This is a genomic window from Psychrobacillus sp., from assembly GCF_032154225.1.
Lineage (GTDB): Bacteria > Bacillota > Bacilli > Bacillales_A > Planococcaceae > Psychrobacillus.
The window spans coordinates 55,253-79,368 of the sequence record NZ_JALDYF010000005.1 but is presented as its reverse complement, the minus strand read 5'-3'; the positions used below and the strand labels follow the sequence as shown (position 1 = coordinate 79,368).

Sequence of the window (24,116 nt, the reverse complement as noted above, 5' to 3'; positions counted from 1 at the left end):
CGGCAAAGCGGGCGCCATACGCATTTCTGTAAATCTGGACGATTTGAGTAAAAGGAGGAAGTAATGATGAAAATGGGCTTAGAAGAAGCAGAACAAATGTATGAAGAACCCGAAACGGTTGAAGTTCCGAAACAGTTGGATGGAGCAGATGTTTTAATTGAAACGTTGAAAAGACATCAAGTTGAAGTAGTTTTTGGTTATCCAGGTGGAGCAGTGTTACCAATTTATGATGCACTACACAAAAATCCAATCAAGCATATTCTTGCACGCCATGAACAAGGTGCAATCCATGCAGCAGAAGGATATGCACGTGTGTCTGGGAAAGTCGGAGTTGTTATTGCAACATCTGGTCCAGGTGCAACGAATCTAGTAACGGGTATTGCCGATGCGATGATGGATTCGATTCCACTAGTTGTATTTACAGGTCAAGTTGCTACTACTGTCATTGGAACAGATGCTTTTCAAGAAGCGGATATTATCGGAATTACACAGCCAATTACAAAACATAATTATCAAATTAAAGATGTAGCAGATTTGCCTAGAATTATTAACGAAGCTTTTCACATTGCTTCCACAGGTCGTCCAGGACCAGTCGTCGTAGATATTCCGAAAAATATGGCAACAGGCATGTTTGTTTCAACGGAAGATTTAATTGAAGAGGTGAATCTTCCAGGGTATCAACCGACGACAACGCCGAATTTTTTACAAATTCAAAAAGCGATGAAAGCAATTTCAACTGCTAAGCAACCACTTATTCTCGCAGGTGCAGGTGTTTTATTTGCACAAGCAACGAATGAGCTTGTAAGTTTCGCTGAGAAATATCAAATTCCTGTAACGAACACATTATTAGGGCTTGGAAGTATCGTAGGAGATCATCCATTATTCCTAGGAATGGCGGGAATGCACGGAACGTACACGGCGAATATGGCAATCCAAACATGTGATGTGCTCATAAATGTCGGAGCAAGATTCGATGATCGCTTAACAGGAAATTTAGCTTACTTTGCACCGAATGCAAAAGTAATTCACATTGATATAGATCCAGCTGAAATTGGGAAGAACGTTCCAACAGAAATTCCAATCGTAGCAGATGCGAAAGAAGCATTATCTGCTTTACTCGAACAAGACGCTCCTGCTGGTAATACAGAAGAGTGGAAAGAAAATTTATATGCTTGGAATGAAGAATATCCTTTGTTTTATGAAGCGAGCGAAGAAAGAGGACTTCTACCTCAACAAGTGGTCGAGCTTATACATGAATATTCAAATGGGGATGCAATCGTAACAACGGATGTAGGTCAGCATCAAATGTGGACAGCACAATATTATAAATTCAATCATCCACATAATTGGGTAACTTCTGGTGGTCTTGGCACGATGGGCTTTGGTTTCCCAGCAGCAATTGGCGCACAGCTTGCAAAGCCAAACGCACAAGTTATTTCCATTGTTGGAGATGCAGGTTTTCAAATGACACTTCAGGAGTTGTCCCTATTACAAGAGTTACGAATTCCGGTAAAAGTAATCATTTTGAACAACGAATGTTTAGGGATGGTTCGACAATGGCAAGAAACATTTTATGAAGAACGTTATTCTCAATCTTTAATATCAGTACAACCCGATTTTGTGAAACTAGCAGCAGCGTATGATTTGAAAGGCTACAAAATCGAAACATTTGAAGAAGCAAAAACAATTTTAAAAGAAGCACTTGCTTCCGATGAACCAGTATTAATCGATTGCCGAGTAGTTCAAAAAGAATGTGTCTATCCAATGATCCCTCCAGGAAAAGGGTTACATGAAATGATTGGGGTGAAGCCAGAATGAAACGCATTATTACTGTAACGGTTTTAAATCAAAGTGGTGTCCTAAATCGTGTTACTGGCTTGCTCATGAAACGTCAGTTCAATATTGAGAGCATTACAGTAGGGCATACGGAACAGCCACAAATATCTAAAATGACATTTGTCGTACATGTGGAAGATGAGCAAAAGCTAGAACAGTTGTTAAAGCAGCTACAAAAACAAGTGGATGTATTAAAAGTGAATGACATTTCAGAGAAGTCGATTGTTGTGAGGGAGCTAGCGCTTGTGAAAGTTGTTGCACCACCAGCTGTAAGGTCGGAAATAAATAGTATTGTCGAACCATTCAGAGCTTACACAATTGATACTGGAAAAAATGTTGTGACTTTTCAAGTAACAGGTAATCCAGAAAAAATCGATGCGTTTATCGATTTGCTTAAACCATATGGTATTAAAGAGTTAACAAGAACTGGCGTTACGGCATTTGTTCGAGAAACGCAAAAGGTTCATACGCCACAGTTATCCATTTTACACTAATGCTAGACTGATGCTGAGTAACAAAGTTTATACTTTTTATATATTTTTTATAACCCAAATTCGAGGAGGAAATGACAATGGCAAAAATGTATTATAACGGAGATATCAATGAAGGAATTTTACAGGATAAAACAATCGCAATTATTGGTTACGGATCTCAAGGTCACGCACATGCGCAAAACTTAAAGGATTCAGGATTTAATGTAGTAGTTGGTATTCGTGCTGGAAAATCTTTTGATCAAGCAAAAGAAGATGGATTGGAAGTATATTCGGTAAAAGAAGCTGCTGAAAAAGCAAACGTTATTATGATTTTATTGCCAGACGAAAGACAAAAAGCGGTATATGAAGCGGAAATTCAAGCAGCATTAACTGCTGGAAAATCTCTAGTTTTCGCACATGGCTTTAACGTACATTTCGATCAAATTGTTCCTCCAGAAGATGTGGATGTATTCCTAGTGGCGCCTAAAGGACCAGGTCATTTAGTGCGTAGAACGTTTGAAGCAGGAGCAGGGGTACCAGGATTATTCGCTGTATACCAAGATGCAACTGGCAACGCAAAAGAAACGGCATTAGCGTATGCAAAGGGAATTGGAGCAGCGCGTGCTGGAGTGTTGGAAACGACATTTAAAGAAGAAACAGAAACAGATTTATTCGGAGAGCAAGCAGTACTTTGTGGTAGTACAACTGCAATTGTAAAAGCTGGTTTCGAAACATTAGTAGAAGCTGGGTATCAACCAGAGCTTGCTTACTTTGAAACTTTACATGAATTGAAGCTGATCGTTGACTTAATGTACGAAGGTGGAATGGCGACAATGCGTTCTTCTATCTCAGATACAGCAGAGTGGGGAGATTTTGTTTCAGGACCACGTATTATCGATTCTTCTGTAAAAGACCGTATGAAAGAAGTTTTAACAGACATTCAAGACGGAACATTTGCGAGAGAATGGATTAAAGAAAACGAAACAGATCGTCCAAAATACAATGCGATTAAAAAAGCAGAATCGGAACATCAAATCGAGGTTGTTGGTGCAAAACTTCGTGAAATGATGCCATTCATCAATGAAGGTAAAAAACAAGTGAAGAAAGAAGTGGTCAGCAGTGGGCAAAATTGACATATTTGATACAACTCTACGTGACGGAGAACAATCCGCAGGTATTAATCTAAATACGCAAGAAAAATTAGAAATTGCTCGTCAGCTTGAAAAGTACGGAGTCACTATAATTGAAGCAGGTTTTCCTGCTTCTTCTCCTGGTGATTTTGAAGCAGTTAAACTAATTGCAAATACAGTGCAAAACTCAATTGTTACAGGTTTGGCTCGTTCGATTAAAAGTGATATTGAAACGTCTTGGGAAGCTTTAAAAGGAGGAGCGCAACCACATTTACACACTTTTATCGCTACATCCCCAATCCACATGCAATATAAGTTAAACAAAACGCCAGAACAAGTAATTGAGCTAGCTGTTGAATCAGTAAAATTAGCGAAAAAATACTTTCCACTTGTTCAATGGTCTGCAGAAGATGCGACTCGCTCAGATAAAGACTTTCTCGTTCGTATTATGAATGAAGTCATTAAAGCTGGTGCAACAACGATTAACGTACCAGATACGGTAGGATATGCATCACCACTTGAGTATGGTGCCTTGTTTAAGTATTTAACAGAAAACGTTAATGGCATTGAAAAAGTGAAGCTTTCTGCACATTGTCATGATGACTTAGGTTTGGCAACTGCGAATACACTTGCAGCTATTGAAAATGGTGCAACACAAGTAGAAGGAACGATTAACGGAATCGGCGAGCGTGCTGGTAATGTTGCACTGGAAGAAATTGCAGTAGCTCTTCATATTCGTCAAGACTATTACCAGACGGAAACAGGGATTGTTTTAAAAGAAACGAAGCGTACGAGTCAGCTTGTTAGTAAGTTAACGGGTGTTGCTGTTCAACCAAATAAAGCAATTGTCGGAAAAAATGCTTTCGCACATGAATCAGGTATTCATCAAGATGGTATGTTGAAAAATCCAGAAACGTATGAAATTATTACACCTGCTTTAATTGGAGATGTAGCTACTGAACTTGTTTTAGGTAAGCATTCAGGACGTCATGCATTTTCAAGCAGAGCAGCAGAAATGGGCTTCCAATTAAGTGAAGAGAAGATAAACGCAGCGTTTGTTGCATTTAAAAAGTTAGCTGACCGTAAGAAGGAAATTACGGATGATGATTTATTTGTTTTATTAACAGATCAACAAGTACAAACATCCGAAGTAGAAGTGTATGAACTGGAGAGTGTTCAAGTACAGTACGGCACAGCAAATATTCCAACCGCTACTGTTCAAGCGAAAACACCAACTGGCGAAATCGAAGTTGTTTCTTCTACAGGAGCTGGTTCGGTGGAAGCAATTTTCAACACACTTGAAAAGCTTGTCAAAGGGACGGTACGTATTTTAGACTACCGAGTGTCTTCTGTAAGTAGAGGAAGAGATGCACTTGGGGAAGCTGTTATTAACTTAAGTTATAATGATGTCATTTCAACAGGACGCAATGCTTCACAGGACGTATTAGAAGCTTCTGCCAAAGCTTATTTAAACGCTATTAACAGACAAATTATAAAAGCACATTATCAGGAGAAAGTGCCAGTAGGACAATAAAGGAGAAAAGCGGAAGGCGCCGTTTAGCTGCGACTAGCAAATGGGGATGAGGTTAGGTCTGCAAAGTGCGCCACATCCTGTGGCAAAGCAGACATGACCCGCTTCGTGCGGGCCCAGGAGGCAGTTCTTCAGCCGCCGGAGTAATTTCACATTTGACCTCGAGCAGCTGGCGACTGAAGTCTAGACAAAAAAACAGGAGTGAATGAGATGGAGAAAACGATAACGGTATTACCAGGAGATGGAATTGGTCCAGAAGTGACAGAAGCAGCAGTTAAAGTGCTTCAAGCAATTGAGAAACGATACAATCATACGTTTCATCTTCAATATGCACTTATTGGTGGAGCAGCAATTGATGCTTGTGAAAATCCACTGCCAGAAGAAACGATTAACTTATGCAATCAAAGTGATGCGGTTCTTTTAGGTGCAGTTGGTGGGCCGAAATGGGATCAAAACCCATCTCATTTACGACCAGAAAAGGGTTTGCTAGCTATTCGTAAGCAGTTAGGTCTTTTTGCAAATATTCGTCCTGTTAAAGCAATTCCGGCATTACTTGATGCTTCTCCTCTAAAGAAAGAAGTGGCGGAGGCGGTTGATTTAGTTATCGTTCGTGAGCTTACAGGTGGCTTATATTTTAGCGAACCACGTAAAAAAACGAAGGATCATGCACTAGACACACTTGTGTATACGCGTGAGGAAATTGAACGGATTTTAGATACTGCATTCCAGTTAGCAAGAAGTCGTAGAGGGAAGTTAGCTTCCGTAGATAAAGCAAATGTACTTGATACAAGTAAATTATGGAGAGAAATTGTGGAAGAGAAAAAGCAAGGTTATCCAGATGTAAAAGTGGAGCATATGCTTGTCGATTCTACTGCGATGAAGTTAATTACAAACCCTTCTGCATTTGATGTTATTGTAACGGAAAATATGTTTGGCGATATTTTAAGCGATGAAGCATCGGTTATTACAGGATCACTTGGAATGCTACCATCTGCTAGTACTCGTGCGGATGGATTCGGTTTATACGAACCAATTCACGGTTCTGCACCTGATATTGCAGGGAAAAATGTCGCGAATCCAGCGGCGGCAATTTTGTCAGTAGCTATGATGCTGCGAGAAGCTTTTCATTTGGAAACAGAAGCATCTGCTGTAGAAGAAGCAGTATTTTGCGTATTGAATGATGGTAATTTCACAAGTGACTTGCAAGTTAAAGGAAAAAAAGCCCTTTCTACAACAGATTGGACAGCAAAAGTATTAGAAGAATTAGACTCGGAATTTGTCTCTGACAGCATTATGTTTTCGTATGTCTAACTAAAGGGAGAGAAACTAAATGGCAAAAACGATTATTGAGAAAATTTGGGAACAACATATTGTACATGAGGAAGCAGGAAAGCCAGATCTACTCTATATCGATCTACACTTGCTCCATGAAGTAACATCTCCTCAAGCTTTTGAAGGATTGCGATTAAATAATCGTAAAGTCCGACGTCCGGACCTTTGCTACGCGACAATGGATCATAATGTACCGACTCGAAATAGAGAACAGATTAAAGATTTAATCGCTCGCAAACAAATTAATACGCTTCAAGAAAACTGTGAGGAGTTTGGCATTCCACTTGCGAATATGGACCATCCAGACCAAGGGATCGTACATATTATTGGACCAGAGCTCGGACTAACACAACCAGGGAAAACGATCGTTTGCGGTGACAGTCATACATCTACACACGGTGCATTTGGTGCAATTGCTTTCGGTATTGGAACGAGTGAAGTAGAGCATGTTCTTTCTACTCAAACATTGTGGCAAGCAAAACCAAAAACGATGGAAATTAAAGTGACTGGTAAGCTTGGATTTGGAGTAGCTGCAAAAGATATTATTCTTGCGATTATTTCAAAGTTCGGAATAGATATGGGTACTGGTTACATCGTGGAATATACGGGTGAAGCTATTCGAAATCTTACGATGGAAGAGCGTATGACGATTTGTAATATGTCGATTGAAGCAGGAGCTCGTGCAGGTTTAATAAGCCCTGATAAAACAACTGTTAACTTCTTAAAAGGTCGCGAGCATGTTCCAACAGGGGAAGCATTTGAAAAAGAAGCAGCACGTTGGTTAGCTTTAGCAACGGATGAAGGCGCAACTTACGATAAAACCGTTGAAATTTCAGCAGATGAAATCGAGCCTTTCGTTACTTGGGGGACAAATCCTTCCATGGGTTCAGGTATTACGAATCAAGTGCCGTTTAAACAAGACTTTTCTGAAGCTAGTGATCAGCAAGCACATGAAAAAGCACTTGCTTATATGGGGTTAGAAGAGGGTATGGCTTTAACTGATATCGAAATCCAACATGTATTTATCGGTTCTTGTACAAATGCTCGCTTAAGCGATTTGCGCACAGCAGCAAGTGTTGTGGAAGGCAATAAAGTGCATCCAACTGTTCAAGCAATTGTTGTTCCAGGTTCACAAACAGTGAAGAAACAAGCAGAAGAAGAAGGTTTGGATAAAATTTTCCTTGATGCAGGATTTGAATGGCGTGAATCAGGTTGTAGTATGTGTCTTGCGATGAACGATGATGTTGTACCAGCGGGTGAACGTTGTGCTTCCACATCGAATCGTAATTTTGAAGGTCGCCAAGGTGCGGGATCTAGAACACATTTAATGAGTCCAGCAATGGCAGCAGCAGCAGCTATCGAAGGACATCTTGTAGACATTCGAACATTTCAACTAGTTAATGCTTAAGGAGGAAACACTGTGGAGCCTATTAATAAAATAAAAAGCGTTATAACACCTTTGAACCAAAAAAACGTAGATACAGATCAAATTATTTCGAAAGAATTTCTAAAAAGAATCGAGCGCACAGGATTCGGTCAATATTTGTTCTATCACTGGCGCTTCGATGCAGAAGGCAATCCACTGTGTGATTTTATATTAAATGACAAGCGTTATAAACAGTCAACTATACTCGTTGCGCATGAAAACTTTGGATGTGGTTCTTCACGCGAACATGCTCCATGGTCGATTTTAGATTATGGCTTCCGAGTAGTAATAGCGCCGAGCTTTGCAGATATTTTTTATAATAACTGCATGAAAAACGGCATTCTTCCTATTAAGTTGGAGATTGGGGAAGTTGAAACACTTCTTCAAAAAGAAGTGTATAGCGTAGAAGTAAATTTAGAAGATCAAACGTTAACAGGAACAGATGGCGTTGTTTATTCGTTCGAAATTGATCCTTACCAAAAGAAAATGCTATTAAATGGTTGGGATGAAATTTCTTTGACGATTCAGTATGAGGAACAAATAAGCGCTTATGAGCAAAAAGTAAAAGCATAAAAAAATCGAGCTAATTAGGAGATGGTTTTGTTGGGAATTCATACGACACTGTAGGCTTATATCAAGCATTTGAAAAAGTAACGGAATTCGTTCATCGGACACCGTGTAAGCAATCGACTACCTTTAATGAATTAACTGGAAAGCAATTGTTTTTCAAAATGGAAAACATGCAAAAAACGGGTTCATTTAAAATTAGAGGCGCAATGAATAAAATATCGCAATTAACGGACGCAGAATGTGCAAAAGGGTTAATCGCAGCCTCTGCAGGCAATCATGCACAAGGAGTTGCGTACGCTGGAACGAAACGAAATGCACCAGTCACGATTTTTATGCCGATTGGAACTCCCGTTGCGAAAGTGAACGCAACAAAAGGATATGGTGCAACTGTCAAGCTTGTCGGACAAAATTTTGATGAAGCATATATTGCAGCAAGAGAAGAACAACTTCGTACAGGTGCCACGTTCATTCATCCATTTGATGATTTAGCGGTGATTGAAGGGCAAGCGACAGTTGTAATGGAAATGCTGCAACAATGTCCAGAGCTCGATACGATCGTTGTGCCTGCTGGTGGTGGAGGCTTACTAGCAGGTACACTGCTTGCTGTGAAATCAACAAGGCCAGAAATTCGTGTAATAGGCGTACAAACGATTAATGCACAAGCTATTGCATTTAGCGTTAATGGTAAGAAGGCATCTGTCACCCCTTTTCAAGGCAAGACGATTGCAGAGGGAATTAATGTGAAAGTGCCCGGCAAGTTAACGATGGATATTATTCAATCATTCGTAGACGATGTTATCACTGTGTCTGAGCAAGAAATTGCGTCAGCAATTTTACTTATGTTAGAACGAGAAAAATCGCTTATTGAAGGAGCGGCCGGAGCTGCTGTTGCCGCAGTGTTAAATAACCATATACCGTCTTCAGCTCAAAATATCGGAGTAATCGTTAGTGGAGGTAACTTGGATGTCAGCAAACTGGTTGAATGCCAACAACTAGCGTCGCAAGTTCCGTTAGCGAAATATATATAAGGAAGTCCACTAGTCGATGAAGGCTAGTGGATTTTTTTTCGTGGAAAATGGATGAGCTTGCGATTTGAGCTGTTGAATTTGTGATTCGTTCAATTCTTCACTAATTAAGTTACTTGACATCATTAACTAACTAAAATATAATTACTTACGAAAAGTAACTAATATAAATGGAGGCTATAAAAATGAAATATCATAATAAACCATATACGTATGTAGAATTAGTTGAACTAAAAGTATTGGACCTAGAGCGATCACTAAGTTTTTACGAAAATGTTATTGGATTTAAAGTATTAGAAAAAAACGCGAATAAAGCATTGCTTACAGCAGACGGAAAAACGGCATTAGTATCTATTGAGCAGCCTGCTAATATTGAGCCAAAGCAACGAAAAACGACGGGCTTGTATCACTTCGCATTATTATTACCAAGCCGACAAGATTTAGGCGCAATACTGAAGCATTTTATCGAGCTACGCATTCCAGTTGGTTCTGCAGACCATTTAGTAAGTGAAGCTTTATACTTAAACGATCCCGATGGAAACGGAATTGAAATTTATCAAGATCGCCCGGATACAGAGTGGACATGGAGTAATGATTTTGTAACTATGGCGACGGATCCAATTGATGCACAAGGAGTATTAGCAGCTGGAGCTAGTAAAAAATGGACTGGGTTACCAGAGGACACTGTTATGGGACATATTCATTTACATGTAGCTGATCTTGCAACAGCTGAAGCATTTTATCGTGCACTTGGCTTTGCATTAATTACACCATATCCAGGTGCGTTGTTCATGGCAACGGGAAAATATCATCACCATATTGGGATGAATACATGGAATGGAGAAGGAGCACCTGCAGCAGCGGAAAATATCGTTGGGATGGAAGCATTCACATTAGTGTACCCAGGCAATGAAGAGCGAAATGCAGCAATTGAAAACTTAAAAGCAATGGACGCGTCAGTTGTGGAAGAAAACGGAATTTATATCACAAAAGATCCTTCACAAAATAAAGTTAAATTAATCGTAAAATAATGAAAGGAGAGTGTCTCTGAAATGGGAGATACTCTCTTTTTATTTATAACGCCTTCAGTGCACCACCATCTACTACTAAATTTTGTCCAGTCATATATGTATTTGCCTCTGAACATAAAAATGCAATAATATTTGCAAATTCCTTAGGGTCTCCATATCTACCTATGGGAATTGTTTGTTTTATATTTTCTTGTACTTCTTCAATTGATACATTCTTTTTATCTGCTATGATTTGATCAAGCTCTGTAATACGATCGGTCTGAATTCTTCCAGGGCCAACTGTGTTGATGAGTATATTATGTGCAGCGTATTCACGTGCAATACTTTTCGAAAGACCAACCATCCCTAATCGGAATGTATTCGACAAAATAAGACCATCCAAAACCTCTTTTGTTGAGGACGAGGAGATGTTGACGATTCTGCCGAAATTTTGTTCTTTCATATAAGGAAGGGCTAAACGAATCGAACGAATATAGCTTAATAGATTTTTTTCAAAAGCAGTGTACCAATCGTCGTCAGTTACTTGTGCAAAACTGCCAGGACTAGGACCTCCTGCATTATTTACTAAAATATCGACTCCGCCTAATTTAGCGGTTGCTGTTTCGAAAAGTCGATAAATGTCGTTTTCGTTTGTCACATCACATACAGCGTAGTAGATTTCTAGATTGTTACTTGCAATCTTTAGCTCCTCGGCAGTTTTCTTTAAATCTTCTTCATTTCTGCTAGAAATAAGCACTTTTGCTCCTTCTTTTGCAAATTGAAGTGCAGTAGCTTTTCCTAATCCTTTACTAGATGCTGTAACAATTACTCGTTTATTTGATAAACCTAAATCCATATTCAACTTCCTTTCTTTCCATGCTTCTTATAATGTACATTGAATATTCAGATTTGTCTTATGTGAAGAATTGTAAAGGGACTGTTAAGACTATGAAAATTGCCACTTTCCAAGAAAGTCATATGCTATATTTCTTTTGGGAGGTCATGATACCTATGAAAAAGTGGTCTAGTATTCCAATACGAATGAAGTATTTATTAGCATTGAGTAGTTCTTTTTTAATGTTTGGCGTGATGGTCGTTATATTAGTCTTACAAGTTTTACATAATCAAAAACTATCTGATAAGCTAGAAAAATCTTCGGAGATTGTAGAAAATGCGGATATTTTGCGTGCAGAAGTAGCAAATTTATATATTGCAATTTCCCATTTTGCTGGAGATCCTTTACCTGAATACAACAAAGAATATGAAACTAAAAAGGAAAGTATTGAAAAGCTTGTAGTGAATGCAAGTAGCCGTATAGATAGTATAGATTGGAAGCTCTTCACACAAACGCTAAGTAGTATACAAACTACATTTGAAACAAATTTAAAAGAGTCGGTTGAAAATAAAAAAAGCGTGGCCAAGCGTAGGCAGCTACAGTCAATCAATGAAAAACAAATCCAATTAACGACTATGCTAGAAGTCGCGAGGCAAGAGGAATCTAAAAATAGACAAATCATTATTTCGAGTATGAATACAAGTCAAAGAATTATGATGATTGTCGTAGTAACTTCTTTTTGCATTGCTGCACTTATATCATTGCTTTTAGTAGTGTTAACGAATCGTCAAATACGTGAGCAGTTAGTATATGTTGCTTCATCTGCAAAGGAAATTTCGAAAGGGAATTTATTAGTTAAACCTATCGTGATTTCGACAAAAGACGAAATAGGGGAAGTTTCCAAAGCAATGAATGAAATGAAAAATAATTTAACGAATATTGTACATATGATTCAACAAACTGCTGAAAAGTTAAGTAAAGACAGTGCTATTTTAAATAAGTATTCCCATGATACGGTTGACAGTGCTAATATTGTCCAACAATCAATTTATCAGGTTAGTGACAATATGCTAGAACAAAAAGACGCAACAATTGAAATTAAAGCATTTTTAGAGGAATTTTCCCGGACGTTTTCTGAGGTAACTAGAGCGGCGGTAGAGTTGGATAAACATTCCGCAGTTGTTATAGAAGTAACAGATGAGAGTGCAGAAGCGATGATGCTTGCAGCAAAAGAAACTGCAAGATTACGCACATTGTTTAAGGCTGCTGATAAGGAGCGGCACTTATTACAGGAGAGAACAGAGGAAATTGCACGAATGACATCTATTGTGCAATCTATTTCGAAACAAACGAATTTGCTTGCTTTGAACGCTGGAATTGAGGCGGCACGCTCTGGTGAACATGGAAAAGGATTTGCAGTAGTCGCGGGAGAAGTGAAAAAATTGGCAGATGAAGTTTCCGTAACGGCATATACAATCCATGAAATTTCGAAGTCGATTACTTTGCAAGGACATGTTATGGAAAAGGTGTTTGCAGAAGGCCTCAAAACTTCTAAAAACAATGCTGTAACATTTCAGTTGCTCCATGAAAAGTTTGATACGATTATCGCTTTTATTCATGAATCGAAAAATCAAAACGAACATATGGCAAGCTCGATTATTGCGATTGAACAGGAAAAGGGCATTTCTGAAAAGCTTATTTTTGCTCTGACGGAATCCATTGAAGAAAACACGACACATATGGAACAAACACTCGCATTGCTTCAGACAAATGTGGAAACGATTGGATTTTTTTCAGACCTCGTAAATGAAGTAAGGGAACAAGCGACTATTTTGGAAACTTCAACAGCACGTTTTAGTATATAAAAAATCGCAAGTAGTCATTTAGACTGCTTGCGATTTTTGATGTTTTGTCCTTTGTAATGATTTTGTAACACAACTGTAAAATTAAAACGTTCTATTCCGTGTTAAGATGAATTTAGTTAATTTATCAGAAAACTTAAGCCCTTTGGAGGACCACAATGAACTTAAAGTCTATGACACATAAAATTATTACTATATTTGGATTATCAATTATTTTAGTTACAGCACCTTTCGTAGGAAATGCTGAAGCATCAAGTGCCGTGAATTCAACAGAATTAGAAGCAACAGCTAAAAACTTAATAGGTACTAAATATCGTAGTGGCGGGACAACTATAGCAGGATTTGATTGCTCAGGCTATGTAAATTATGTGTTTGATGATGCAGGAGTTAATCTTCCAAGAGATTCATCTAGTATGTATGGCACTGGAACAAATGTAGATAAGAGCGATTTAATTTCTGGAGATTTAGTTTTCTTTAACACAACAGGAAAAGGCGTATCACACGTTGGTATATACATAGGTGGTGGCAAGTTCATTCATTCATCTACATCAAAAGGTGTAAAAATTGATAACTTGAACGATCCATATTACTGGGGTAGCCGTTATATTGGCGCTAAACGAGTAGCGAATGTAACAGTAGCTTCAAACTAAACATACACATAAATGCTTTACCGTATTTTATACGGTAGGGCATTTTTATTTTCTCTTTACAAATAGATTGAAAAGTTTGTGATACTTTATCATAATGGAAGAAAGTCGAACATGAAACAAATGATTACTGTAATGGAAAGGAGAAGCATATAAATGATTTATAAACGAAACGAATACTTTCGATATACATTTGGTGAACCGTGCGAAGCAACTTTTCGGTTAATAAAAGATGCAAATGAAGGCTCAACGGCAGAAATGTCGAAGCAGGGAAAATGCTTCCTTATTGACATAAGTCCAAGTGGTTTACGAGTTTTTTCAGAATTACATATTGCAATCGATAAAATAAAACATGTCGAAATAAACTTCACATTAGACGAAACACCGATTTCGATGTTAGGAGAATTTATCTGGTCACGTCGAAAGATGGATGGAGTCGAATATGGTATACAGTTAGTAGGTGATGCTGAAAGTGAACAATTGATTATTAGCGAGCTTAAAATGCGAAGTAAAAAAGAGCATGATTCAGAAAAATGAGAAATAGGACAAATTTCGACAAATAATAAAAAACTTTTTTATAAAAAGAAGGATATTTGAACCGGCGTGTAGAAACATATATATAGAGTTACAATTAAAGGAGGAGTTAACATGCTAAACTTTAATATTCGCGGAGAAAATCTTGAGGTGACTCCTGCAATTCGAGAGCATATCGAGGGGAAAATCGAGAAAATAGACCGTTATTTCAGTGAAGAAATCCAAGCAACTGCTAATGTAAATTTGAAAGTGTACCACGACAAACATACAAAAGTGGAAGTAACGATTCCAATGAAAAACTTAACTCTACGTGCAGAAGAAAGAAATGCAGATATGTATGCTGCGGTAGATTTGATCGTAGATAAATTAGAACGTCAAATCCGTAAATATAAAACAAAAGTAAATCGTAAATTCCGTGAACGTGAGGGAGTTGCAACTTATTTCGCTACAGTAGATGCACCAGATGCTCCAGTAGTTTCGCCTGATGAAGAAGAGTATAATATTGTACGTACAAAGCAATTTGATCTTAAACCAATGGATCATGAAGAAGCTGTACTACAAATGAATATGTTGGGGCATAGTTTCTTTATCTTTACAGATGCTGAGTCAAACGGCACTAATATCGTTTACAAGCGTAAAGATGGAAAATATGGTCTAATCGAAACAAACTAATAAGTATGTCAAAAGAGGTTGATCCTAAAACAAAAGTTTTAGGATTACCTCTTTTTTTGAAAGTATAGAGAAATGTTCCATGAACACAGGGGTTACGGTGGAGTGGATTTCGTTACAAGCATGCGCTTTCCGTGGGATGCGGCTTCAATCTCCTCATCGCAAAGACACTGGTCAAATAAAGTTTAGCCAGTGTCTTTCTTGCGGGGCTTTCAGCTCGCAATGTTCCCACAAGAGTCGCCGTTTTTCAATAAATCCATCCTGCTTATGGGGGTGTATGCATGTTCTTTCTATTTAAGCTCTTTCATGTAAGAGGAAGAAGTTCAGAGCTACTTTTCGTACGAAGTAAATTTGTCATCTACTTCTCCACTTTATGTTCAAATATAGAAGTGCCGATTTATTAAAATCTTCAAAGAGTCGCCAAAATTGTATCTTTGGCGACCCACTTACTAAATAGAATGAGACTTGCTTCTCCCATTGTCAAAAGTATTTAACAACTTGGCACAGAAGTTTCTGGCGAGTAAAAGCAAACATTTGCCATATGATGACCGAAAAAAGCTTGTTGGAAGCGGTGCAGCCAGTTCCAACAAGCTTTTAAAATTTTCCCGTTCATAGTATAGCCAATGGGAAGCTGGAAGCGAACCACTAAGATGCTTTTGTTTGAAAGGACGAAGCCTCTTTTTCTTATGGAATATGAAAGCATAAAAATGCAACAGTTTGCACCACAAACTCTCGAATGGTAAAATGGAGAGTAAGACTGAATGGGAAGTGAAAATAGATGCTTGGTGTATTAAATAAAGTATTCGATTTAAACAAACGTGAACTAAAACGACTAGAAAAAGTCGCAGATAAGGTAGAAGCTTTAGCAAAAGAAATGGAAACTAAAACAGATCAACAGCTGCAAGAAAAAACGGTAGAATTCCGCACACGTTTTGAAGCTGGAGAAACATTAGACGATTTGCAGCCAGAAGCATTTGCTGTTGTTCGTGAAGCTGCAAAACGAGTATTAGGTTTATATCCATTCCGAGTACAAATTATGGGTGCTGCTGCACTTCATGAAGGAAATATTTCAGAAATGAAAACCGGGGAAGGTAAAACACTTACTTCCACTTTATCAATTTATCTAAATGCAATACCAAATCTTGGTGCACATATTGTTACAGTCAATGAATATTTAGCGAGTCGTGATGCCGCAGAGATGGGACAACTATATGAATTTTTAGGCATGACGGTTGGCTTGAATTTGAATTCATTATCCAAGGAAGAAAAGCGTGAAGCTTATGCTGCCGATATTACGTATTCAACAAATAATGAACTTGGTTTTGATTATTTACGAGATAATATGGTGTTGTACAAAGAAGACAAAGTACAACGTCCGCTTCACTATGCCGTAATTGATGAAGTTGACTCTATTTTAATCGATGAAGCGAGAACGCCTTTAATCATTTCAGGACAAGCCTCAAAAGCTGCATTATTATATAAACAGGCAAATGCATTTGTGCGTATGCTGACAAAAGAAGAAGACTATTCGTATGATGAAACAACAAAAGGTGTAACACTAACAGATGTTGGTGTAGAAAAAGTAGAGAAAGCTTTTGGTATCGAAAACTTATTTGATCTGACTCATGTACGATTAAATCATGCAGTGAATCAGTCATTAAAAGCACATGTTTCGATGCATTTAGATGTTGATTATGTCGTACAAGAAGGCGAAGTTGTCATCGTTGACTCATTCACTGGACGTCTGATGAAAGGACGTCGTTATAGTGATGGATTACATCAAGCGATTGAAGCCAAAGAAGGATTAGAAATTCAAAATGAATCCATGACAATGGCAACAATTACGTTCCAAAACTTTTTCCGTATGTATGATAAGTTGTCGGGTATGACAGGTACGGCGAAAACAGAGGAAGAGGAATTCCGTAATATATATAATATGAATGTTATCGCAATTCCAACGAACCGCCCAATCAGTCGTGATGATCGTGCTGATTTAATCTATGCTTCGATGAATGGTAAGTTTGAAGCCGTAGCTTTGGATATTGCTGAAAAGCATAAAAAGGGACAGCCTGTATTGATTGGTACGGTTGCAATCGAAACTTCAGAAATTATTTCGAAGTTATTAACAAAACACGGCATTAAGCATAATGTATTAAATGCGAAAAACCATGAGCATGAAGCAGAAATTATTACAACAGCTGGGCAAATGGGTTCTGTTACAATTGCTACGAATATGGCTGGCCGTGGAACAGACATTAAGCTTGGTGAAGGTGTTATAGATGTTGGTGGTTTAGCTGTAATTGGTACGGAGCGTCATGAATCACGCCGTATTGATAATCAGTTACGTGGACGTTCTGGTCGACAAGGAGATGCAGGGGTCACCCAGTTCTATTTGTCTATGGAAGATGAGCTAATGCGCCGTTTTGGATCAGACAATATGCGTAATATGATGTCGAAGCTTGGAATGGACGATTCACAACCAATCCAGTCGAAAATGGTTTCTCGTGCAGTTGAATCTGCACAAAAACGTGTTGAAGGAAATAACTTTGATTCACGTAAACGTTTATTGCAATATGATGATGTACTTCGACAACAGCGCGAAATTATTTACAAAGAGCGTTTAGAAGTGCTTGAAACGGAAAATATGCGTTCGCTTGTAGAAACGATGCTATTTGATGTGATTGAGCGTCTAGTAGGTGCTCATACAAACTCGGAAAATACTGCAGAGTGGAATTTAAAAAGTATTGAAGATTATGTGCATGCCAACTTATTACCAGAAGGTGTCGTGGCAAAGCAAAACTTTGAAGGCTTAACTGCTGAAGAAATAGTAGGGAAAATAAAAACAGAAGTCCTACATTACTACAATATAAAAGAAGAAGAAATGACTTCAGAGCGTATGCGTGAATTTGAAAAAGTTGTATTGCTTCGTTCAATAGATACAAAATGGATTGATCATATTGATGCAATGGATCAACTGCGTCAAGGGATTCATCTTCGTGCTTATGGACAAACAGATCCACTTCGCGAGTATCAAAGTGAAGGATTTGCAATGTTCGAAGCAATGGTCGAATCAATTCAAGAAGACGTTGCTAAATATGCGATGAAAGCAGAAATTCGCAATAATTTAGAGCGTGAAGAGGTTGCTAAAGGTCAAGCAGTGAATCCAAAAGAAGACGGAGAAACTGTGAAGAAAAAGCCTGTCCGCAATGAAGCGGCAGTAGGACGTAATGTACTATGCCCATGCGGAAGTGGAAAGAAATATAAAAACTGTCACGGTGCTGTACAGTAATCGAAAAATTCGGAGGAACAAATAATATGTTAGAAATTGCAGCGATACGAAATGAATTAGATAGAACAGCTAAAAAATTGATCGACTTCAGGGGGTCTCTTTGACTTAGAAAACAAAGAGGCACGTATTCAAGAATTTGAAGAATTAATGACGTTTCCTGACTTTTGGGATAATGCACAAGAAGCCCAAAAAGTAATTAGTGAATTAAACGCATTAAAAGCTGTAGTAGAACAGTATCATGAACTAGTTTCAACGCAAGAAAATTTAGAAATGACACTTGAGTTGATTAAAGAAGAGCCAGACGAAGAATTACAAGAAGAGCTTGGCAATGAGTTAAAAGAATTCACTTCTGTGCTTGCCGAATTTGAGCTCCAATTACTATTAAGTGAGCCTTATGACAAGCATAATGCCATATTAGAGTTACATCCGGGAGCTGGAGGAACAGAATCTCAAGATTGGGGTTTAATCTTGCTGCGCATGTACCAACGTTGGGCAGATAAACGAGGATTTAAAGTAGAAACCTTAGATTATTTACCAGGAGATGAAGCCGGTATTAAATCGGTTACGCTTCTTATAAAAGGTCATAATGCATATGGATATTTGAAAGCAGAAAAAGGTGTTCATCGACTTGTGCGTATTTCACCATTCGATTCATCTGGCCGCCGTCATACATCGTTTGTATCTTGTGAAGTAATGCCAGAGTTTACGGATGATGTAGAAATTGAGATTCGTACGGAAGATTTGAAAATTGATACGTATCGTGCAAGTGGTGCCGGTGGTCAGCATATTAATACGACGGATTCAGCTGTTCGTATTACGCATGTACCAACGAACACAGTAGTAACTTGCCAAAATGAGCGTTCACAAATCAAAAACCGTGAGCAAGCGATGAAAATGCTAAAATCAAAATTGTATCAATTGAAAATAGAAGAACAAGAAGCACAATTACTAGAAATCCGCGGAGAACAAAAAGAAATCGGATGGGGAAGCCAAATTCGATCATATGTATTCCACCCATATTCTATGGTGAAAGATCACCGTACAAACGAAGAAAGTGGAAATGTACACGCTGTTGTTGATGGTGAAATTGATTCTTTCATTCATGCTTATTTACGTTCGAAAATAAATTAACCAAAAAGAAATTCCACTGTTATATTATTATAGTAGTGGAATTTTTTTTATTTGAAATTTTCGGAAATTTGCCGAAGATATAAATATAGGGGGATTAGGATGAACATTATTGAACTGAAAAAAGCAGACTTAATAAAAAAGAATTTTATTTTAATTACGGTATTTGGATTTTCTGGTTTGATAGGGACAATTGCTCAAATTGTATTAAAGCAGGAGCTAGGAGTCATTTTATCAATTGCGGTTCCATTTTTACTAGCTATTTTATTTTATTTATTCGGCAAAATTAACGAAACTGGAGCTAAAATTTTCCCATATATTGTTTTACTTGCTGCATTGTCAATAACAATCGGAACAACGATTTCAGATGGAGCCTCAATTGCTACAATTGTATTATCATTTTTTATAATGGTTTTAGGAAGCTTGCATAATAGTAAACCTATTTTCATCATAGGTGCAATTTTTTCTTATTCAGGAATGATATTCAATGTATTCATAGATGACAGAGAAGTATTTGGCAATGCAACGTCTAATATATTTTTGGTGCAGTTTTTAATGTCGTTAGGAATGTTTTTACAAGTAAAACAAAGCAAGGAAATGTTTGCAAGTGTTGAGAAGTTAGTAGTGGAGGCTGCAGAAAAAGCTACAAAAGAAGAACTGTTAACACAAAAACTAGAAACTGCTGTGTCAACAATCACATCGAATTTGGAACAAATCCGTTCAAATACATATGCTTCCAATAATGCACAAAAAGAAATGCTACTAGCCGTAGATGAAGTAAGTATCGGTTCACAAAAGCAATCAGACCATGTAATTGAAATCGTTAAAAATACAGAAAACACATCTGATTCCGTAAAAGAAATGGTTACACATTTAGCTAGCATTGTCGATCAAGCAGAAACTGCTGGAAAAAATGCCGCAGATGGATCTGTCATAATGGGGACGATGAAAGAAGAAATCGACAAATTTACAGTGTTCTTTGTTGAATTGAACAAAACATTCCAAGAGCTTTCAGAGAAGATAAATGAAACAAATGCTTTTGCAGGAGCAATCCGACAAATTACAGAACAGACGAATTTATTAGCTTTAAATGCCTCCATTGAAGCGGCTAGAGCCGGAGAACAAGGAAAGGGCTTCGCTGTTGTAGCGGAAGAAATCCGAAAACTAGCTGGAGTTACTGATCAAACGCTTGAAAAAATCGATGGAAATTTAAATGAAGTAAATAAATATAATGAAGCGGCACTTGTAAAACTTGATAATGGTATAACGCAAGTGTACAAACAAGTACAAACGGTAGAACAATCGAATAAATCATTCCAAAATTTATATAATACAATGCAAGTGTTACAAAAAGGTTTAGCAGATTTTACGAATGATGCAAATTCTATTGCCAAAAATAGTGATGCTATTAGTACGAGCACAAATGAATTTGCAGCAATCATTGAAGAAAGTACTGCTGCGATTGAAGAATTGAGTGCAACGCTTATTCATATTGCAGAAGATCAAGAAGTAATTGCAAATTATATTGATGAAACATATGAAGAAGCACAATCCATTCAAAAATAACGGAAAGAGATGCCCAACAAATATGGTTGAGCATCTCTATTTTTTCGCACTTCATTCCTTTACTAAACCACACCGATAAAGTTCACAAATGCTTTTTCTGTTGCTATACTTGTTCAGTCGAACACAAGATTTTTTTAACAGAAAGAGGATAAATCATGGAAATAAACAAAAGATTACAAAGAGAACTTCCACCTTTTATGGAGCAAGGAAGAGATTATTTATATGTTATGGTCGGAGCCGCAATTATTGCGATTAGTTTTAATGTGTTTTTGTTTCCAAACCAAGTAGCATCAGGTGGAGTTAGTGGAATAAGTACAATTTTACAAGCAGTATTTGGATGGACACCTGGACTTGTACAATATGCATTTAATATTCCATTGTTTATCGCTGGACTCTTTTTTCTAGGGGCAAAGTTTGGCATTAAATCATTTGTTGGAACATTAACACTTCCAGCTATCGTATTGTTTACTTCTAGCTGGGAACCTTGGACGATGAATCCACTTTTAGGGGCATTATTTGGTGGGATTGGAGTAGGATTTGGGTTAGGCATTGTATTCCGTGGCGGAGGTTCTACAGGATGAACTGATTTAGCAGCTCAAATTATTACGAAATATACTGGCTTTTCGCTAGGGACAAGTGTTTTGTTGATCGATGGAATCATTGTTTTTAGTGCGGCTATTGTATTTGATATTGAACAAGCACTTTATGCCTTAATCGGGTTATTTGTAACAACGAAAACAATTGATATTGTACAACTTGGATTTAGCCAATCAAAAATGGCATATATTATTACGAATAAACAAGAAGAAGTGAGAGATGCTATATATAGAGAAATCGACAGAGGTGTGACTAAGCTTCCAGCGATTGGTGGTTATACGGAAGAAAGTCGGCCAATTCTGTTAGTTGTCGTCCACCAAACAGAGTTCACAAAACTGAAACATGTTGTGAAAAATGTTGATTCTACTGCTTTTGTCATAGTTTCTGATGCTTACGAAGTATTAGGGGAAGGTTTCAAAAAGTATTAAAGGTGGTATAATATTCATGTATTATAATCATGGTTGAGGAGGAAAAAACATGAACAAAAAGCTTTTAGCAGCAATTTTTGGAACTACTTTATTGTTAGCAGCATGTGGTGGCGGTGAAGAATCAAAAACACCGGATACTACTACTGGTGAAGGTACTTCTGAAACAGTTACAGTAGATGCCGAAAAAATTGTTAATTCAAAATGTATTTCTTGTCATGGTAACAACTTGCAAGGTCAAGGGAACTTCCCAGCATTATCAGACATAGGAGCTCGTTTATCAAAAGATGAAATTTTAGCAGTAATTAATGATGGAAAAGGTGCAATGCCTGGTAAAATCATTTCTGGTGAAGATGCAGATGCAGTAGCAGAATGGCTATCGAATAAAAAATAATGTATGGAATCAGTTGCTCTTTGAGGGCGACTGATTTTTTATTTTGAAAAAAAGAAGGATAATGAAGGTTTTTGTAGAAATTAATGTGTTGGTAGATAATTTGTACTTATGCTTATTGTCCTGTTAATATGATTAAGAGGGAATCACTCCCTAATATTACCTAGAAATTGAAATGTAATTGTAACAAATAGACTGTCGTCTAGTGTTATAATAGGCATGTTAAATTTTTTTATTAATGCGAAACGAATTAGGTGGTTTAAAGATGATATCGATGAAAAATGTCTATAAGAAATATCCAAATGGAATTGTGGCTGCAAATGGTATTGATGTTGAAATTAAGCAAGGCGAATTTGTCTATGTAGTTGGGCCAAGTGGTGCCGGTAAATCTACATTTATCAAAATGATGTATCGAGAAGAAAGACCAACTTCAGGAGATATATTTATTAATGATGTAAATTTGGCTACTTTGAAACCTAAAAAAGTTCCTTACTTAAGAAGGCAAATCGGGGTAGTTTTTCAAGATTTTAAATTGCTCCCTCGTTTAAATGTATATGAAAATGTAGCGTTCGCTTTGGAAGTGATTGAAGAATCTCCTAAAGTGATTCGTAAGCGCGTAATGGAAGTATTGGAATTAGTCGGATTAAAACATAAAGCAAGAATGTTTCCTACAGAGCTTTCTGGAGGCGAGCAACAAAGGGTGTCTATTGCGAGGTCGATAGTGAATACACCGAAAGTTGTTATTGCAGATGAGCCTACAGGAAACTTAGATCCAGATACTTCATGGGAAATTATGAATATTTTTGAGGAAATTAATGCTCGAGGAACTACAATTGTAATGGCGACACATAATAAGGAAATTGTAAATACAATTAGACACCGTGTTATTGTAGTGGAGAGTGGCTTAATCACTCGAGACGAATACGGAGGAGAATACGGTTATGAAAGCTAGAACAGCAGGACGACACTTCAGAGAAAGCTTTAAAAGCATTAGCCGAAACGGATGGATGACTTTTGCATCGGTCAGTGCAGTAACAGTAACTTTATTACTTGTTGGTGTTTTCGTCATGATTATGATGAATTTAAATAAAGTAGCAGATGATTTAGAACGAGATGTAACGATTAAAGTAATGGTAGAGCTAACTGCAGATGAGGAAGCGGTTGCAACATTAGGAGAACAGATTAAAAGTATTGCAGGGGTAGCGGAAGTCGTTACTTCTTCAAAGGAACAAGAGTTGGAGAAGTTAATGTTAGATTTAGGAGACGAATTACGTTTATATGAACAAGAAAACCCACTACATAATGTGTTTTATGCAAAAGCATTAGATCCGCAAGAAACGGAAAAAATAGCACAAAAGATTAAGCGATTAGACAATGCATTTGAAGTGAAGTATGGAGAAGGAAAAATTGAAAAGCTTTTTTCAGCAATCAATACGAGTAGAAATGTTGGGTTAATTTTAATCCTTGGTTTATTATTTACGGCAATGTTTTTAATATCGAATACGATTCGAATTACTATAGTGGCAAGACGACGAGATATTGAAATTATGAAACTTGTTGGTGCAACGAACTGGTTTATCCGTATTCCTTTTGTACTGGAAGGTATGTGGTTAGGAGTTTTAGGTGCGATTATTCCAATGACTGCCGTTACTGTACTCTATTATAATATTTATAAAGTGCTAGAACCGAAGTTGGAACAAGGGAAGCTATTTGCGTTACTGGAATTTTCACCGTTCATCTACCAAGTGAATGGGCTCATTTTATTAATGGGAATATTCATCGGGATTTGGGGAAGTTTCATGTCCGTTCGAAAGTTTTTACGAGTTTAACTAAAAGAATG

At 37.5% G+C, this 24,116-nt stretch carries 19 protein-coding genes and 2 pseudogenes; 20 read left to right on the top strand and 1 reads right to left on the bottom strand.

Annotated features, from left to right (window positions below; genetic code table 11):
- Positions 1-96: 96 nt before the first annotated feature.
- The 9 genes and pseudogenes from ilvB (at position 97) to RUH95_RS09035 (ending at position 10,354) form a co-directional block, all read left to right on the top strand.
- On the top strand, positions 97-1,818 hold the full coding sequence (gene ilvB, locus RUH95_RS09075; RefSeq protein WP_313892690.1) for an acetolactate synthase large subunit: 1,722 nt from the start codon (positions 97-99) through the stop codon (positions 1,816-1,818).
- Complete coding sequence (ilvN, locus tag RUH95_RS09070) at positions 1,815-2,330, top strand: acetolactate synthase small subunit (protein WP_313892541.1); 516 nt, start codon at positions 1,815-1,817, stop codon at positions 2,328-2,330. The genes ilvB and ilvN overlap by 4 nt, the downstream gene beginning before the upstream one ends.
- A 77-nt stretch (positions 2,331-2,407) precedes the next feature.
- Positions 2,408-3,442, top strand: coding sequence for a ketol-acid reductoisomerase (gene ilvC, locus RUH95_RS09065; protein ID WP_313892540.1), 1,035 nt, complete (start codon positions 2,408-2,410; stop codon positions 3,440-3,442).
- Complete coding sequence (locus RUH95_RS09060) at positions 3,429-4,973, top strand: 2-isopropylmalate synthase (protein WP_313892539.1); 1,545 nt, start codon at positions 3,429-3,431, stop codon at positions 4,971-4,973. Before ilvC ends, RUH95_RS09060 begins: the two co-directional genes overlap by 14 nt.
- Before the next feature lie 207 nt (positions 4,974-5,180).
- Positions 5,181-6,281 carry a 3-isopropylmalate dehydrogenase gene (gene leuB, locus RUH95_RS09055; protein ID WP_313892538.1) on the top strand — a complete coding sequence of 367 codons (1,101 nt, stop codon included), beginning with the start codon at positions 5,181-5,183 and terminating at the stop codon, positions 6,279-6,281.
- Positions 6,282-6,300: 19 nt separating this feature from the next.
- Entirely contained in the window at positions 6,301-7,710 is a 1,410-nt protein-coding gene (gene leuC, locus RUH95_RS09050; protein ID WP_313892537.1) for a 3-isopropylmalate dehydratase large subunit, read from the top strand.
- Positions 7,711-7,722: 12 nt separating this feature from the next.
- Positions 7,723-8,301 (top strand): 3-isopropylmalate dehydratase small subunit, encoded by a 579-nt coding sequence (gene leuD / locus RUH95_RS09045; protein ID WP_313892536.1) that lies wholly within the window; start codon positions 7,723-7,725, stop codon positions 8,299-8,301.
- Between the two features lie 92 nt (positions 8,302-8,393).
- Positions 8,394-9,326: pseudogene (locus RUH95_RS09040) on the top strand (threonine ammonia-lyase); the annotation flags it as partial.
- A gap of 182 nt (positions 9,327-9,508) precedes the next feature.
- Positions 9,509-10,354: a VOC family protein gene (locus tag RUH95_RS09035; RefSeq protein WP_313892535.1), complete on the top strand. Its 846-nt coding sequence runs from the start codon at positions 9,509-9,511 to the stop codon at positions 10,352-10,354.
- 43 nt (positions 10,355-10,397) lie between these two features.
- Here RUH95_RS09035 and RUH95_RS09030 read toward each other — a convergent pair whose 3' ends face one another.
- Positions 10,398-11,189 carry an SDR family oxidoreductase gene (locus RUH95_RS09030; protein WP_313892534.1) on the bottom strand — a complete coding sequence of 264 codons (792 nt, stop codon included), beginning with the start codon at positions 11,187-11,189 and terminating at the stop codon, positions 10,398-10,400.
- A gap of 155 nt (positions 11,190-11,344) precedes the next feature.
- On the opposite strand from RUH95_RS09030, the gene RUH95_RS09025 reads away from it, so the two are divergent.
- The 11 genes and pseudogenes from RUH95_RS09025 to ftsX all read left to right on the top strand — a co-directional run bounded on the left by RUH95_RS09025 (position 11,345) and on the right by ftsX (position 24,105).
- The gene (locus tag RUH95_RS09025; RefSeq protein WP_313892533.1) at positions 11,345-13,033 is read left to right on the top strand and encodes a methyl-accepting chemotaxis protein; all 1,689 of its coding nucleotides are present in this window, start codon (positions 11,345-11,347) and stop codon (positions 13,031-13,033) included.
- Positions 13,034-13,188: 155 nt separating this feature from the next.
- The gene (locus tag RUH95_RS09020; RefSeq protein ID WP_313892532.1) at positions 13,189-13,680 is read left to right on the top strand and encodes a C40 family peptidase; all 492 of its coding nucleotides are present in this window, start codon (positions 13,189-13,191) and stop codon (positions 13,678-13,680) included.
- Positions 13,681-13,833: 153 nt separating this feature from the next.
- Positions 13,834-14,214, top strand: coding sequence for a PilZ domain-containing protein (locus tag RUH95_RS09015; RefSeq protein ID WP_313892531.1), 381 nt, complete (start codon positions 13,834-13,836; stop codon positions 14,212-14,214).
- A 111-nt stretch (positions 14,215-14,325) separates the two neighbouring features.
- A complete protein-coding gene (gene hpf / locus RUH95_RS09010; protein ID WP_313892530.1) occupies positions 14,326-14,883 on the top strand; it encodes a ribosome hibernation-promoting factor, HPF/YfiA family in 558 nt (185 codons plus the stop codon).
- 775 nt (positions 14,884-15,658) lie between these two features.
- Positions 15,659-18,169 (top strand): preprotein translocase subunit SecA, encoded by a 2,511-nt coding sequence (gene secA / locus RUH95_RS09005; RefSeq protein ID WP_313892529.1) that lies wholly within the window; start codon positions 15,659-15,661, stop codon positions 18,167-18,169.
- A 26-nt stretch (positions 18,170-18,195) separates the two neighbouring features.
- Positions 18,196-19,300 (top strand): peptide chain release factor 2 gene (gene prfB, locus RUH95_RS09000; protein ID WP_313892528.1). Its coding sequence is split into 2 segments (ribosomal slippage): positions 18,196-18,270 and positions 18,272-19,300, totalling 1,104 coding nucleotides; the frame shifts between segments, so codons are not numbered across the junction.
- Between the two features lie 99 nt (positions 19,301-19,399).
- Positions 19,400-20,863 carry a methyl-accepting chemotaxis protein gene (locus tag RUH95_RS08995; RefSeq protein WP_313892527.1) on the top strand — a complete coding sequence of 488 codons (1,464 nt, stop codon included), beginning with the start codon at positions 19,400-19,402 and terminating at the stop codon, positions 20,861-20,863.
- 197 nt (positions 20,864-21,060) lie between these two features.
- Positions 21,061-21,888, top strand: a pseudogene (locus RUH95_RS08990) (YitT family protein).
- 49 nt (positions 21,889-21,937) lie between these two features.
- Positions 21,938-22,279, top strand: a complete 342-nt coding sequence (gene cccB / locus RUH95_RS08985) for a cytochrome c551 (RefSeq protein WP_313892526.1) — start codon at positions 21,938-21,940, stop codon at positions 22,277-22,279.
- Between the two features lie 262 nt (positions 22,280-22,541).
- A complete protein-coding gene (gene ftsE / locus RUH95_RS08980; protein WP_313892525.1) occupies positions 22,542-23,228 on the top strand; it encodes a cell division ATP-binding protein FtsE in 687 nt (228 codons plus the stop codon).
- On the top strand, positions 23,218-24,105 hold the full coding sequence (gene ftsX / locus RUH95_RS08975; protein ID WP_313892524.1) for a permease-like cell division protein FtsX: 888 nt from the start codon (positions 23,218-23,220) through the stop codon (positions 24,103-24,105). The genes ftsE and ftsX overlap by 11 nt, the downstream gene beginning before the upstream one ends.
- The last annotated feature ends 11 nt before the right edge of the window (positions 24,106-24,116 follow it).

What these genes read in the sequence shown, in the direction of transcription:
- ilvB (WP_313892690.1), top strand. Translation starts at nt 97, where the DNA reads ATGTATGAAGAACCCGAAACGGTTGAAGTTCCGAAACAGTTGGATGGA.
- ilvN (WP_313892541.1), top strand. Translation starts at nt 1,815, where the DNA reads ATGAAACGCATTATTACTGTAACGGTTTTAAATCAAAGTGGTGTCCTA.
- ilvC (WP_313892540.1), top strand. Translation starts at nt 2,408, where the DNA reads ATGGCAAAAATGTATTATAACGGAGATATCAATGAAGGAATTTTACAG.
- leuB (WP_313892538.1), top strand. Translation starts at nt 5,181, where the DNA reads ATGGAGAAAACGATAACGGTATTACCAGGAGATGGAATTGGTCCAGAA.
- leuC (WP_313892537.1), top strand. Translation starts at nt 6,301, where the DNA reads ATGGCAAAAACGATTATTGAGAAAATTTGGGAACAACATATTGTACAT.
- RUH95_RS09035 (WP_313892535.1), top strand. Translation starts at nt 9,509, where the DNA reads ATGAAATATCATAATAAACCATATACGTATGTAGAATTAGTTGAACTA.
- RUH95_RS09030 (WP_313892534.1), bottom strand. Translation starts at nt 11,189, where the DNA reads ATGGATTTAGGTTTATCAAATAAACGAGTAATTGTTACAGCATCTAGT.
- RUH95_RS09025 (WP_313892533.1), top strand. Translation starts at nt 11,345, where the DNA reads ATGAAAAAGTGGTCTAGTATTCCAATACGAATGAAGTATTTATTAGCA.
- RUH95_RS09020 (WP_313892532.1), top strand. Translation starts at nt 13,189, where the DNA reads ATGAACTTAAAGTCTATGACACATAAAATTATTACTATATTTGGATTA.
- RUH95_RS09015 (WP_313892531.1), top strand. Translation starts at nt 13,834, where the DNA reads ATGATTTATAAACGAAACGAATACTTTCGATATACATTTGGTGAACCG.
- hpf (WP_313892530.1), top strand. Translation starts at nt 14,326, where the DNA reads ATGCTAAACTTTAATATTCGCGGAGAAAATCTTGAGGTGACTCCTGCA.
- secA (WP_313892529.1), top strand. Translation starts at nt 15,659, where the DNA reads ATGCTTGGTGTATTAAATAAAGTATTCGATTTAAACAAACGTGAACTA.
- RUH95_RS08995 (WP_313892527.1), top strand. Translation starts at nt 19,400, where the DNA reads ATGAACATTATTGAACTGAAAAAAGCAGACTTAATAAAAAAGAATTTT.
- cccB (WP_313892526.1), top strand. Translation starts at nt 21,938, where the DNA reads ATGAACAAAAAGCTTTTAGCAGCAATTTTTGGAACTACTTTATTGTTA.
- ftsE (WP_313892525.1), top strand. Translation starts at nt 22,542, where the DNA reads ATGATATCGATGAAAAATGTCTATAAGAAATATCCAAATGGAATTGTG.
- ftsX (WP_313892524.1), top strand. Translation starts at nt 23,218, where the DNA reads ATGAAAGCTAGAACAGCAGGACGACACTTCAGAGAAAGCTTTAAAAGC.